Source organism: Kitasatospora sp. MAP12-44 (assembly GCF_029892095.1).
Classification (GTDB): Bacteria; Actinomycetota; Actinomycetes; order Streptomycetales; family Streptomycetaceae; genus Kitasatospora.
Genome location: NZ_JARZAE010000004.1, coordinates 418,242 through 431,514, shown reverse-complemented (window position 1 = coordinate 431,514; position 13,273 = coordinate 418,242). Strand labels below are relative to the sequence as shown.

Here is a 13,273-nt window from a genome sequence, read left to right as displayed (position 1 = left end):
CGAGCTCGGCGGGGGCGGACAGCATGGCGACAGTCTGCCGCTCGCCGCGCCGCCGGAGCGGAACCACGCCTCGGCGAGTCCGGACTTGTAGCGCGCGACGGTGACGACCTTCGCCGAGGCGATGATGCCCGGGGAGGAGGTGAGGTGTGTTCCAGGCCGAGCAGGCTGCTGATCACCTCATGCCAGGCAGGCTCTGCAACTCGCTGACTCTGAACATGCGGGCGAGGAGTACGAAGAGGGCGAGCATGACTCCGCCTCCGGCTGCAAGGGCGATAAGGGGCCCCCATGTTGGCGCCGACGTCGCTGTGGTGAGCATGTGTGTGGCAGCCCAACCGGCAAGCCCGGCGGCCGCCGCGGCTGCGGTCAACTTCCCGTACGTACGACTCAGCCGCTTGCCGTCGAGGCGGCCCGCCATCCGGCTACGAAGACGCTGAGCGGTGATCAGAAGGCCGATGCTGTAGGACACACCGTAGGCGGCTGCCATCCCGGTCACGGCCCACCGGGTCGGGAGCAGGAAGTGGCAGGTGGTGGCCAAGGCGATGTTGAAGGCCGCGATCCACACCGCCATCCAGAACGGGGTTCGTGCGTCCTCGAAGGCGTAGAAGCCGCGTAGGAGAAGGAACTGGGCGGAGAAGGGGATCAGGCCGAGGGCGAGTGCCTGCAGCATGTGGCCCATCGGCCGGGTGGATGAGGGGTCCGCAGCGCCGTGGGCGAAGAGCAGGGTGGTGATCTGCGGGCCGAAAAGGAGGAAGAAGAATGCGGAGGGGACGATCACGACGCCGGTGACGCGAAGGGCACGGGAGAGATCATCGCGGACGGCGTCCAGCCGTTGCTCGGCCCCCGCCCGGCTCAGGCGTGGCAGCAGCGCGGTGATCAGCGAGACGGTGACGATCGACTGCGGGAGGGTCCAGATGGTCTGCGCGTAGGAGTAGGCGGTGTTGCCCACGCCGGCTTGAGGCAGTGCGAGGTCCGCGGCGTTGGCGTAGTGGGTCACTACCATGAGGGCGGCCTGGTTGGCCAGGACGAACAGCAGCGTCCAGCGTGCGGCGCTCACGCTTTTGCGGAGGCCCACGCCCCGCCAGTCGAAGCGAGGTCGCCAGCGGAAGCCCGTCTCCCGGAGGTACGGGACCAGCGCGAATGCCTGCAGGGCGATGCCGATCGTCGTCCCGATGCCTAGTAGCCGAACCTGGGCGGGCGTCACCTCCTGGACGCTGTCGGGCACGGTCAACAGCCCCAGATAGAGACCGAACAGAGTGATCAGTACGACGTTGTTCAGCACCGGCGTCCAGGTGACAGCCCCGAACTTCTCCCTGACGTTGAGGAGTTGGCCCAGGACCGTGGACAGCCCGTAGAAGAATATCTGCGGCAGCAGAAAGCGGGCGAAGACCACGGTCAGCTGGAACGCCGCGTGGGTGGCGGGTGAGTCAGGCAGATAGAGACCGACGATCTGCGGCGCGGCCAGCACCGCCGCCACCGTGCCCACCCCCAGCACGCAGAGCACCAGGGTCATCAGGCGCTGCTCGTGCGCACGCCCGCCGTCCGCGTGCTCCATACGTGCCCGCACCAACTGCGGTACGAATGCCGCGTTGAGCGCTCCGCCGATCAGCAGCGCGTAGAGACTCATGGGCACCGTGTTCGCCGTGTTGTACGTGGTCGCCACCAGTGCGGGCCCCAGTGCGGCACCCTGCAGGACCAGGCGTATCAGCCCCGTGGCTCGCGAAGCCACCGTGCCCAGCGCCATCAGTGCGGACGAGCGCGCCAGCCCACCCGAGCCTTGGCGCGACCGGCGAGCCGCATGGCGCCCCCGCCGCTGCTTTCCGACTGTCCCTGTTCCCGGAGAGCCCTCCACACGATTCACCATCTGCCCAATGTAGGGCGAGAGAGCACTCGACTTTCGACGATTCAGCCATCGCCTGGCTTCTCCTGGCTCCGGGGCCCCTCACGGCTTTGCGGGTTGCCAGGGCTGTTGCGCCGGCTGTTGCGCCTCCTGTGTGAGATCGCGGTGTGAGAGGCAACACGCTTGTCCGAAGACCTGCTTCGGCGGGGTTGCCCGTGTCTATGGTGTCGACCATGAGTACACACTTTGACGTCGTGGTCCTCGGAGCCGGACCGGGCGGGTACACCGCGGCGATCCGCGCCACCCAGCTGGGACTGCGCGCCGCGGTCATCGAAGAGAAGTACTGGGGCGGGGTGTGCCTCAACGTCGGCTGCATCCCCTCGAAGGCGCTGCTGCGCAACGCGGAGCTCGCGCACATCTTCACCCACGAGGCGAAGACCTTCGGGATCCGGGTCACGGGCGAGGTCAGCTTCGACTACCGGGAGGCGTACCTGCGCAGCCGCAAGGTCGCCGAGGGCCGGGTCGCCGGTGTGCACTACCTGATGAAGAAGAACGGCATCACCGAGTACGACGGCCGGGGCACCTTCGTCGACGACCGGACCCTGCAGGTGGCGCTGCGGTCGGGAGGCACCGAGACGGTGACGTTCGACCACTGCATCGTCGCGGCCGGGGCCACCACCCGGCTGCTGCCGGGCACGGCGCTGAGCGACCGCGTGGTCACCTACGAGGAGCAGATCCTCGCCGACTCGCTGCCGCAGAGCGTCGTGATCGCCGGGGCCGGGGCGATCGGCGTCGAGTTCGCGTATGTGCTGCACAACTACGGGGTGAAGGTCACGATCGTCGAGTTCCTGGACCGGGTCGTGCCACTGGAGGACGTCGAGATCTCCACCGAACTGGCCAAGCGCTACCGCCGGTTGGGCATCGAGGTCCTCACCTCCACCCGGGTGGAGTCCATCGACGACAGCGACCCCGCCGCCAAGGTGCGGGTCACCGTCTCGCGCGACGGGCAGCAGCGGGTGCTGGAGGCGGACAAGGTCCTGCAGGCCATCGGCTTCGCGCCGCGCGTCACCGGATACGGACTGGAGCGCACCGGTGTCGCCCTGACCGAGCGCGGCGCGATCGCCGTCGACGGCCGCGGTCGCACCAACGTGCCGCACATCTTCGCGATCGGCGACGTGACGGCGCAGCTGATGCTGGCTCACGCGGCCGAGGCCATGGCGGTGATCGCCGCCGAGACCATCGCCGGGGCCGAGACCATGGAGCTCGACTTCGCGATGATCCCGCGTGCCACCTACTGTCAGCCGCAGATCGCCAGCTTCGGCTGGACCGAGGCGCAGGCACGCGACAAGGGCTTCGACGTCAAGGTGGTGAAGTTTCCCTTCACCGCGAACGGCAAGGCCCACGGCCTGGGCGACCCGGTCGGCTTCGTGAAGGTGATCAGCGACGGCACTCACGGTGAACTCCTCGGCGCGCACCTCATCGGGCCCGAGGTCACCGAGCTGCTGCCGGAACTGACCCTGGCCCAGCAATGGGACCTGACGGTGCATGAGGTGGCGCGCAACGTGCACGCCCACCCGACGCTGGGCGAGGCTGTCAAGGAAGCCATCCACGGCCTCGCCGGGCACATGATCAATTTTTGACCGGAGCGACCGGAGTGACCGGCCGGCGCCACCTGGTGGTGTGGCAAACTGTGCCGATCTTCGATGCCGGGAGCTGATCCGTCCGTGTCCGTTTTCACCAGGCGCCGCACAGTCCGGCTCTCGAACCACCACATGGCCGACAGCCCGTTCGGGCCGATACGGATCAGCCATGACAGCTGGCCCTCCGTCATCGCACTCGTGCAGGGGGAGGGCATGCCGGCCGTCACGGTCCGGCCCGGTCGTGACAACGGCGGCGGCATGAGCGTCAACGGCCGGCGGGTGACCACGAGCCACCGGACGGGTCGACGCTGGGACCCCCGCCGGGCGGCGCGGACCCGCACCGCCCTGGTGGGCGACCGGGGCTACGAGCTGAGGCCGACCGGGGTGTGCCGGTCACAGATCCTGCGAAACGGCACACCCGTCGCCGAGGCGCGCGGTACCCTGCTCTCGTACTCTCCCTTTCACGAGATCCCCGGCATCGACGCCAGGCTGACGTGGTCGCCCGGCGTCGACCCCACCGACGTCGCGATCGGCCAGGCGATGGTGGTCGCCTTCGGCGCCGGCGCCCCGGGCGCGCTGACCACACTGGCCTTCTTCTGGCTCGACTTCATCAACTGACGTACGGGCTGCGGGGCTTGTCACATCGGTTGTTTCCGTGAGGAGCCGGACGTCACCCATCTGCGAGGCCTGACGCGCCAACAGCTGGCCCGCCTGGGAACATTGGACTTCATAGCGGCCGAGGAGAACGCCGTGTTCCTCGGCCCTCCGGGTCTGAACAGGGAGATATCCGCATGAGCTGGAACCCCTACGAGCTTCTTCCCCCAGCGGCCTCCTTCTCGCTGACCAGCAGCGACCTGCGGGAGGGGGAGAAGCTGGCGATGCCGCAGGTCAGCGGCGTCCTCGGGGCCGGCGGCCAGGACATCTCCCCGCAGCTCAGCTGGAGCGGCTTCCCGTCGGGGACGAAGAGCTTCGTGGTCACCAACTACGACCCCGACGCGCCCACGGCCAGCGGTTTCTGGCACTGGGCCGTGGTGAACATTCCCGCGGACGTCACCCAGTTGCCCGCCGGCGCCGGCGACTCGTCCGGATCGGGCCTTCCGCGGGGCGCCTTCCAGCTCCCGAACGACGCCAGGACGGCAGACTACGTCGGCGCCGCACCGCCGAAGGGCCACGGTAAGCACCGCTACATCTTCGCGGTCCTCGCCCTCGACGTCGAGACCGTCGAGATCGACAGGGAGGCCACGCCCGCCTACCTGATGTTCAACCTCTTCGACCGCACCCTCGGACGCGCCTTCCTGACAGGCTGGTACGAGCGGTAGGCAGTAGCCCCTGCCTCCCACCAGGCGGGCTCACCGCAAGATGTCGGCCTCCCGTACGCGGTGGAGGTGGATGAGGACGTCGAAGGACGGACCGATCGGGACGTTGTCGAGCGGGCACGGGTATGCGGTGCCGATCTGGCGGGTGGGGCGGGCGGTGCCCAGCCAGGCGCGGGCCGCGGCCGGGGCGCTGCGGGTGTCGAGGAAGTAGTCGGGATAGCGGACCTGGTCGAGGACGTACTCGTTGCTGCCGGGAGCGGCCGCGTCCACCGTGAACTTCTTCCACGCGCCGTCGAGGCTCTTGTCCTCCGACAGGAACGAGCCCTGGTCGAAGGTGGTTCCGATGGCGAGGTAGGCCTTGCCGAGCGTCTCGCGCAGGAACGCGCCCTGCAGCTTCGCGTACATCTCGGGCTCGGCGGTCACATATCCGACATGCTGGTCGTGTGCCGACAGCAGCATCCGGTGACCGGTGTGCCGCTGCCACCAGGTGATGTTGTCGGCCATCAGCCGGTCGCGGTCGAGCTCCGCGGCGGCCACCGCCCTGGGGTCGTCGAAGTCGGTGGCGAGGAACGCGGCGGTCTGCGCGATGGACCGGGCGTGCTGCACCGTCCACTCGAACTCCTCACCTCCCGCGCCCGGTTGGCCCTGCAGCAGCTCAAAGGCCTGCTGGGCGTTGGCCGCCAGCCGCTGCCGCTTCGCCAGCGGTTCGCCCAGGTAGACGAAGACGTCGTCGAGGGGGCGCAGGCCGGTGTAGAGCTCGGTGAAGCGCGCCAGCAGCTGCGGGTGCTGCCGGCTGACGTAGCCGGTGACCCGCTCGAAGAAGTCGTCTCCCATCCTGGGAGCTGCGACGTCATCGCCCATGAAGTGGACCCGGTGGCCGGGTCGGCGTCGGTTGTGGTCCCGCATCCACTCGACGAGGTGCAGGAACTCCTCGCGCCCGAACGGCGATCCGCCCAGCGCCTCCTTCACGACCTGGCGCGCGTCCCCTCGGCCGCTCTGGACGTACTCGTCGAGCAGCAGTCCCGACGGCCAGCCGATCTCCAGGGCGAAGGTGGTGAAGCCCTTCTCCTCGACGAGGTACCGGAAGACCCGCTCCTTCAGGGTGAAGAACTCGTGCGACCCGTGCGTGGCCTCGCCCAGGCCCACCACCGTGGCGTCCCCGATCATCGCGCCCAGGGGTCGCAGGTCGGCCGTGTCCGGCCCCGGTTCCGTCGACCGCAGCGGGTGGGCCGCCCGCTCGAGGGCGCGGAGCGGGTCCTGGCCATCACGCGTCGCCGGGGCCTTCTGGTCCGCGTACGCCGGCGTGGGAGCGAGCAGTGCCCCCACCGTGGCCGCAGCCGCCATCAGGAGCGGGCGTCGCCCTATCGTCGTCTTCTCGGTCATGCCGATCAATCACTCCTCGACTCGAACGGCCGGCCGGTGTCGGTGATGGACTGGGGATCGGCCCGGGCCGACCCCCAGTCCATCACCCGGCCGGCGCCTTCCCGTCCGAGCGCAGGACGAGATCGCGGAGGGGACCGTGGTCCCCCCACGGCCCCCGGACCAGGACCCTGCTCCCGGTCCGGTCCGGTCCGGTCCGGTCCGATTCAAGGAGTGCTGGGGCGGGTCTCGGTCCAGTCGACCATCAGACGTCGTTCGGCGAAGAACCACTCGCCTTCGCGCTTGACGAACTGGTCCAGGTAGCGGATGGACGCGATCATGATCGTGCGCTCGGCATCCGCGCCGTAGGAGACGTGGTGGGCCAGGCAGTAGCTCTCGCCGCTCGCGCGGTCGCCGTCGAGTGTCACGGTGCTCTGGCCGTTGAAGTGGGTGGTGGCCCGGTAGGCGTTCAGGTTGTCGAAGACCGGCGCGAGGGCTTCGCGCCCGTGCAGTTCCTGGGTCGGCTCGGACGCGGAGGCGTCCATGAAGACCAGGATGCGAGGAGATCCGCATCCTGTGCGACCAGAGCGACGGCGACCACGTCGCAGGCCTGACCCAGTGGACCGAGGCGCACAACTACACCGACTACCTCGCCTGGCGCACCGCGCACGGCTTCACCGCCACCTTCGAAGCCATGCTCGTCCGCCCCTTGGTGATCCACTACTACGACGAGATCTACCAGGGCCAGGGCATCGCAGCGCGCTGAACGCTGGGGAGTGGTCGGCTCAGATGCAGACCGGCGGGAACGGTCGGTTCACAGGGGAGATTCAGCGCGGAATGCCGGACGGGCCGTCACCGTTGTTCTGGTGACGGCCCGTTGCGGTCGGGGTGTTCATGCGGTCAGGTCGGTCAGGGCCTGGTGCGCGCGCCGGATGGTGCGTTCGGCGCGGTCCCTGAGTCGGATCGCGTGGACGATGCGGTGCTTCTCGGCTTCCCGCAGGCGCTCGTCGATCGTGGCCCGCGCGGTATCGAGCTGGTAGGTCATGGTGTATTCCCCCTGGTCACGGGTGGTCCGTCGGCATCACCGTGATGCCGGTCCCGGAGGCCGCCCTCATGTCTCATATTCTACACCCAAACGCATCCAGGGCCTTGCATTTTTCCCTCGGTTCGGCGAACAGCCTGTAAATCGAAGGCTTTTTGCCGCCTGGGGCCGACTCCCGCGAGCGTGTACAGCCGCGGCGCCGGCGCGAGGGCAGCCAGCAGTGCCGGGCAGCAGTGCCGGGCCCCTTTCGTTGTAGTCGCCATACGCGGGCCGTGGCGGCGGTACGGTCGCAGGGTCGAGCGTGTGAGTGAGGGGGCGGGGATGCTGGAAGAGGCGTTGGCGGCGTTGGCCACGGCGGGCGGCACCGCGGTGGTTCAGGCCGCAGGGACCGACGCGTGGAGCGGATTGCGTTCACGGGTGGCCCGGTTGTTCGGCCGTGGGGACGGGCAGCGCGAGCAGGCGGAGCTGGAACGGCTCGATCAGACGGCCAACGCTCTGGAGGTGGTCGGCCCGGGCGAGGCGGAGCGGGTGCGGATCCGTCAGGAGACGTCCTGGCAGACCCGCTTCGAAGTCCTGCTGGAGAGTCTGACCGCCGACGAACGCGACCAGGTGGCCGCTGAGCTTCGGGCGCTGCTGAAGGAGGAGGCTCCGCGCGGGCGGGCGGATGCGGGCGGGGTGTCGGGCAACATCTTCCACGGTCCCGCCGCGATCCAGCTCGGCGGCGGTGACCAGAACAATCATTTTGGATCGGGGGCCTGACCGACCCGACCGACCCGACCGGCGCGAGCCCCGTGGGGGGCGGCCGGTTCAGACCGAGGGGGCCGGCGTGGCAGTCGATTCGGGTTTTGTGTAGAGGACTTCGCGGGCCTGCTCCGCGGCGCGGAGCATGGTCTCGCTGATGAAGTCGCTGAAGCGGGCGATGTTCTCCAGGCGGGCGGCGGCCGGACTGTCGCGGCCGAGGATGCCGACGCCCTGCCGCGCGGTCTCGGCGACCTGGGCGATGCCGTGGGCGCTGGCGATCGTCGACTGGTACCAGACGTCGTCGTCGACGAAGTAGCGTTCGCGGCGGCGTTCGTCGCGTTCCCGGCGGATCAGGCCCTGGCCTTCGAGGAACGCGATCGCCTTGGAGACGGACGCCGGGCTGACCTCGAGGCGCTGGACGAGTTCGGACGCGGTGAGGCTGCCCGCGTCGGCGACGAAGAGACAGGTCAGCACCCGAGCCGTCATCCTGGGCAGGCCCTGGTGCATCAGGAGGGTGGTGAACGCCTCCTCGTACTCGCGCACGGCCTCGTCGTCGCGCCCGCCCTGGCCGTGCGCCGGCGCCGCCTGCCCCCGGGGTGGGGTGTGCTTGCGCCGATGGGCGCGACGCTCGGTGGCGCGGTGGGCCAGATCGGCGCGGTAGGCGGTGGGGCCGCCGTTGCGCATCACCTCACGCGTGATCGTCGAGGTCGGGCGGTCGAGGCGTCGGGCGATCTCGGCGTAGGCGAGGCTGTCGGCCAGCCCCAGCGCGATCTGCTGGCGCTCCTGCTGGGTGAGCCTGCCTCCCGGCATCGCGATCTCCTTTGCTGATCCCTCGTGAGGATCACTCATGAGGATCATTCGTGGCGGTCCATGATCCCCCACTATAGCGTTCACTTCTCACCCATTGCAATGATCAGAGCAGTCGGCATTGCGTTGCTCTCACAGCCATTGCAACACTTTCCCTGCCTCTACCTGCATAGATGCTGATTCTATGCAACGGACATGTTGTCTGGATCTGGAAAGCAACGTAGCGTTTCTAGGGTCAGAAACAACGAACGAGCACAGGAGAGCACGATGCAGAAGTTCGAGACCCCCGCCCCGATCTCCGCCGTCCTGGACATCCCCGCCGGACGCATCCAGTTCATCGCCGCAGACCGCGCCGACACCACCGTCGAGGTCCTGCCCTCCGATGCAGCCAAGAGCCGCGACATCAAGGCCGCTGAGCAGACCACCGTCGTCTACGCCGACGGCGTCCTGCGGATCACGGCCGCAGCCCCCGGCAACCAGCTGCTCGGCCCCTCCGGATCCCTGGAGGTCACCGTCCAACTGCCCGCCGGCTCCCGCATCGAGGCCAAGACCGCCAGCGCCGAGCTCCGCGGCGTCGGCCGCCTCGGCGACGTCGCCTTCGAGGGCGCGTACCGGCAGATCAAGATCGACGAGGCCGCGAGCCTCCGCCTCACCGCGGTCGACGGCGACGTCGAGATCGGTCGGCTGGGCGGCCCCGCGGAGATCAGCACCGCAAGGGGCGACATCCGGATCGCCGAGGCCGTGCGCGGCACGGTCGTGCTCCGCACACAGTCCGGCGACATCACGGTCGGCGCCGCCGCCGGCGTCTCGGCCGCCCTGGACGCCGGCACCGGCTACGGCCGCATCAGCAACGCCCTCAAGAACGACGGCACCGTCGAACTCGACATCCGCGCCACCACCTCCCACGGCGACATCACCGCCCGCAGTCTCTGAACGAGCGGCACCAGGACGGCCCGGCCGGGCCCACCGCGATCGAGATCCCGTCGGTCGTCGCCGACGACCCGGCCGGCCGGCCGTCCATCCGTCCAACCGTCCGTCCAATCCCAACGGGGGCCTGCGATCCACGAGCAGGGCCTGCAGAAGCCGTACACGACGCCTCACACGAACACGAGCAGGTGGGAACAGAACATGACGAAGAACAGCACGTCGTCCTCGACTGGTTCGAAGACCGACTCGAAGTGGACCGGCATGGTGCCGGTCGACGACACGGCCCTGGCCGTCACCGACACCGGCGGTCCCGGCATCCCGGTGGTCTACCTCAACGGCCAGTTCGCCACTCAGGGCTACTGGCGGCGGGTTATCGCCGAACTGGGCTCGGAGTGGCGGCACATCACCTACGACGAGCGGGGTCGCGGCACGAAGTCGAAGCGTTCGGCGGACTACTCCTTCGAGGCCGCCGTCCGGGATGTCGATGCCGTCCTCGCGGCCAGGGGTGTGGACCGGGCGGTGGTGGTGGGCTGGTCCTACGGGGCGTTCATCGGGGCGCACTGGGCCAACCGGAATCCGGAGCGTGCCCTGGGCGCGGTCATGGTCGACGGCGCGTACCCGTACGACTGGCTGGACGAGGCGATGGAGCAGCGGATCCGGAAGCTGTTCCGGCGGATGGGCTGGTTCACGCCGCTGCTGCGCCCGACCGGCCTCACCCCGCGGCTGACTGCCGACCAGCAGGCCGACAGCAACATCGAGCTCGGCAGGATCTCCCGCGAGCGCGAGTTGGGCCCCGTGCTGGACGGCATCGCCGTCCCGCTGCGGTATGTGGTCGCTTCGGGATCGTCCCTCGGAAGCCGCGGTGACGAGCAGGAACGGATCCGTACCAGCCTCGATGCGGTGACCGCCCGCAACCCGAACATCGAGATCAGCGCGAAGGTCGCCAGCAACCACGGTGCGATCCTCAAGAGGGACTTCCCGGCCATCGCGGAGGCCGTACGCGAGGTCGCCGCCCTCGACCAGGGCCGCCGGGGCTGAAAACCTGGCAGGAACAGCGCCAGAAATCGGGTGCGACCGAACTGTCTCCCCAACACGTCCATTCCGGCTGAGCGGCCGTCGCACGCCGGGTGTGCCCGGTGGTCCGGCCGCCGGTCCGTCCATCTCCGGGCGGTCCGCTGACTACTGACGGAGTGTGAGACCCCTTGCCCCAGCAATCCTCTTCCCCCGCCGCCCGGCGGCTTCGGGCCGGCCGGCTGGCCGCCGTCGCGGCCGCCGCCACCCTGGTCGCCACGGGCGTGGCGGCACCGGCTGCCGAGGCCGCGGGCCCGGGCCGCACCGAGCTGCCGTCGGGGATGCCCAGCGCGGGTCCGGGCGGAAGCGTCGACACCGGTGCGGCACCGGGCAATTGGGGACTGTCGCTGCGGGTCTACCTGGCCGGAAAGGACCCGGTCGGCATGGTCAGGGCCGCACAGCGGGTGTCCGACCCGGCCGGGCGCGACTACGCCCACTATCTGACGCCCGCCCAGTTCGACCAGCGCTACGGCACCACCCCGGCGCAGGCGGCGAAGGTCAGCGACTGGCTCAGCGGCTTCGGCATGCACGTCACGCCCGGCGCCAACGCCCACTACCTGACGGTCACCGCGACCGTGGATCAGGTGCAGCAGGCCTTCGCCACCTCGCTGCACGCCTACGCCTACGGAGCCGGGCAGCCTCCCCGGATGCTCTTCCCGACGGGCGGGATCTCGGTGCCGGCCGCGCTCGGCCACGACATCAGCACGGTGCTCGGCCTCGACGACTTCCACCCCGCCATTCCGGACACCCCTGCCCCGGCGGCACCCCAGCCGGCGGCACCCCTGCCCACGGCACCCCGGACCACGGCATCCCGGGCAGCAGCACCTCGGACTGCCGCGGCTGCGGCTGCGGCTGCGGCCCCGGCCCCGGCCTCGGCCCCGGCCCCGGCCTCGGCCCCGGCCTCGGCCCCGGCCACGCCGCCCTGCTCGCAGTGGTGGGGCCAGAACAGCTCGCCGATCCCGCCGGTCAACGGCCGCACCAGCGCCATCGACGCGGTCTGCGGTTACACCCCGCAGCAGCTGCGCGACGCCTACGGGGTGACCAACAGCCAGTACACCGGCAAGGGCCGCACGGTGGCCGTCGTGCTGGACGGCGCGCTGCCCACCATGGAGGCCGACGCCGACACGTTCTTCGCCGTGCACGGCGTGCCGGGCTTCGCCCCCGGCCAGTACAGCGAGAACTTCGGCCCGAACTTCGCCGCCTCCTGCCGCGGCAACTCCGACGCGCCGGAGGAGCCGCTGGACGTGGAGACGCTCCACATCGCCGCGCCGGACGCCAAGGTGGTCTACGTCGGCGCCGACTGCGACATGAGCGGCGGCTACGGCGGCGGCAGCCTGCCCTTCCTGGACGCCCACACCCGGATCGTGGACCAGCACCTCGCGGACGTGGTGACCGACTCGTTCCCCACCCGGGAGGACGGCGACTCGCCCGCCACCGTGGCGGCCTGGGACCAGATGTTCCAGCAGGGCGCACTGGAGGGCGTCGGCTTCGACTACTCCTCCGGCGACGCCGGTGACGGCGCGTCCGGGGAGGACGCGGGCTCCCCGCGCAACGTGAGCTTCCCGGCTTCCGACCAGTGGGCGACCTCCGTCGGGGGCACCACGCTGGAGATCGGCAAGAACGGCCAGGTGGCCGGCGAACTCGGCTGGGGCAACAACGCGGCGCAGATCAACCCGCAGGGCACCGGGTACCTGACCCCGCCGCCCGGACAGTTCTTCATGGGCTCGGGCGGTGGACCCAGCAACCTGGTCAGCGAGCCCTGGTACCAGAAGAACGTGGTCCCCTCGACCCTGGCGACCAATGCGGGCACCGAGTCGGCCCGCCGAGTGCAGCCGGACATCGCCGCCGACGGTGACCGCGCCACCGGTTGGCTGATCGGCTTCACCACCCCGGGCGGCGCCTACCACGAGGAGATCGGGGCCGGCACCAGCGGCTCCTCCCCGCTGATCGCCGCGCTGGAAGCCGACGCGGCCCAGGCCTCCGGCCATGCCCTCGGCTTCGCCAACCCGCTGATCTACAAGCTGCGCAACACCCCTGCGATCCGCGACATCGTGCCGGCCCCGGCCGGTCAGGAGCCCTGGGCGGTGACCTTCCTGCCGAGCTGGGACGACCCGAACGCCTTCAACACCTACCTGACCCAGTTCGACCAGGACGGCTCGCTGAAGACCGCACCCGGCTACGACGACGTGACCGGCGTCGGCTCGGCAACCGCGGACTTCGTACGCTTCTTCGCTCGATACTGACAGTCCAACTCATCGGGTTGAGGCTGCCGTTCGACCTCCACCCAGGATCCGGATGAGCGGACAGGGTTGCCCTTCGTCTCGGCCAGGCTTCCGCCGCAACGAGACGAAGGGCAACCCCGTTGTGCCCCTGGCGTCGAGAGACTCGCCTCGCCGGACGCCGTGCCGAACGGGCGCGCGGGGCACTCTGGACGGCATATGCCGATGGGCGATATATATATATCCGTATGACAGAACGCTCCATGCAGGAGCCGACGTACGCTCTCCCGGCCGACCGGCGTCTGAGCAGCATC

The 13,273-nt window shown here is 69.7% G+C and carries 11 protein-coding genes and 2 pseudogenes; 7 read left to right on the top strand and 6 right to left on the bottom strand.

Features of this window, described 5'->3' with window-relative positions; translation table 11 throughout:
* Window positions 1-172: 172 nt before the first annotated feature.
* Window positions 173-1,861, bottom strand: a complete 1,689-nt coding sequence (gene murJ / locus P3T34_RS03035) for a murein biosynthesis integral membrane protein MurJ (RefSeq protein WP_280664394.1) — start codon at window positions 1,859-1,861, stop codon at window positions 173-175.
* Window positions 1,862-2,070: 209 nt separating this feature from the next.
* Here murJ and lpdA point away from each other — a divergent pair, with 209 nt between their 5' ends.
* The 3 genes from lpdA to P3T34_RS03020 all read left to right on the top strand — a co-directional run bounded on the left by lpdA (window position 2,071) and on the right by P3T34_RS03020 (window position 4,796).
* Entirely contained in the window at window positions 2,071-3,477 is a 1,407-nt protein-coding gene (gene lpdA / locus P3T34_RS03030) for a dihydrolipoyl dehydrogenase (RefSeq protein WP_280664393.1), read from the top strand.
* A 132-nt stretch (window positions 3,478-3,609) separates the two neighbouring features.
* Window positions 3,610-4,095, top strand: coding sequence for a hypothetical protein (locus tag P3T34_RS03025; protein WP_280664392.1), 486 nt, complete (start codon window positions 3,610-3,612; stop codon window positions 4,093-4,095).
* Between the two features lie 173 nt (window positions 4,096-4,268).
* Window positions 4,269-4,796 carry a YbhB/YbcL family Raf kinase inhibitor-like protein gene (locus tag P3T34_RS03020; RefSeq protein ID WP_280664391.1) on the top strand — a complete coding sequence of 176 codons (528 nt, stop codon included), beginning with the start codon at window positions 4,269-4,271 and terminating at the stop codon, window positions 4,794-4,796.
* 30 nt (window positions 4,797-4,826) lie between these two features.
* On the opposite strand, the gene P3T34_RS03015 is transcribed toward P3T34_RS03020, so the two are convergent.
* The 3 genes from P3T34_RS03015 to P3T34_RS03005 all read right to left on the bottom strand — a co-directional run bounded on the left by P3T34_RS03015 (window position 4,827) and on the right by P3T34_RS03005 (window position 7,197).
* Window positions 4,827-6,176 (bottom strand): erythromycin esterase family protein, encoded by a 1,350-nt coding sequence (locus P3T34_RS03015; RefSeq protein ID WP_280664390.1) that lies wholly within the window; start codon window positions 6,174-6,176, stop codon window positions 4,827-4,829.
* Window positions 6,177-6,379: 203 nt separating this feature from the next.
* Window positions 6,380-6,697 (bottom strand): nuclear transport factor 2 family protein, encoded by a 318-nt coding sequence (locus P3T34_RS03010; RefSeq protein ID WP_280664389.1) that lies wholly within the window; start codon window positions 6,695-6,697, stop codon window positions 6,380-6,382.
* 347 nt (window positions 6,698-7,044) lie between these two features.
* A complete protein-coding gene (locus P3T34_RS03005; protein WP_280664388.1) occupies window positions 7,045-7,197 on the bottom strand; it encodes a hypothetical protein in 153 nt (50 codons plus the stop codon).
* Between the two features lie 318 nt (window positions 7,198-7,515).
* Between P3T34_RS03005 and P3T34_RS03000 the strand changes: the two genes are divergently transcribed.
* Window positions 7,516-7,953 (top strand): hypothetical protein, encoded by a 438-nt coding sequence (locus tag P3T34_RS03000; protein WP_280664387.1) that lies wholly within the window; start codon window positions 7,516-7,518, stop codon window positions 7,951-7,953.
* Window positions 7,954-8,001: 48 nt separating this feature from the next.
* On the opposite strand, the pseudogene P3T34_RS02995 reads toward P3T34_RS03000, so the two are convergent.
* Together P3T34_RS02995 and P3T34_RS02990 are read right to left on the bottom strand one after the other, a co-directional pair.
* Window positions 8,002-8,421: pseudogene (locus P3T34_RS02995) on the bottom strand (MarR family transcriptional regulator); the annotation flags it as partial.
* Window positions 8,422-8,541: 120 nt separating this feature from the next.
* A pseudogene (locus tag P3T34_RS02990) lies at window positions 8,542-8,745 on the bottom strand (helix-turn-helix domain-containing protein); the annotation flags it as partial.
* A gap of 264 nt (window positions 8,746-9,009) precedes the next feature.
* Between P3T34_RS02990 and P3T34_RS02985 the strand changes: the two are divergent.
* The 3 genes from P3T34_RS02985 (at window position 9,010) to P3T34_RS02975 (ending at window position 12,983) form a co-directional block, all read left to right on the top strand.
* Entirely contained in the window at window positions 9,010-9,675 is a 666-nt protein-coding gene (locus P3T34_RS02985) for a DUF4097 family beta strand repeat-containing protein (RefSeq protein WP_280664386.1), read from the top strand.
* Window positions 9,676-9,870: 195 nt separating this feature from the next.
* Window positions 9,871-10,707 (top strand): alpha/beta fold hydrolase, encoded by an 837-nt coding sequence (locus P3T34_RS02980; RefSeq protein ID WP_280664385.1) that lies wholly within the window; start codon window positions 9,871-9,873, stop codon window positions 10,705-10,707.
* A 164-nt stretch (window positions 10,708-10,871) separates the two neighbouring features.
* Window positions 10,872-12,983 (top strand): S53 family peptidase, encoded by a 2,112-nt coding sequence (locus P3T34_RS02975; protein WP_280664384.1) that lies wholly within the window; start codon window positions 10,872-10,874, stop codon window positions 12,981-12,983.
* Window positions 12,984-13,273 lie beyond the last annotated feature (290 nt).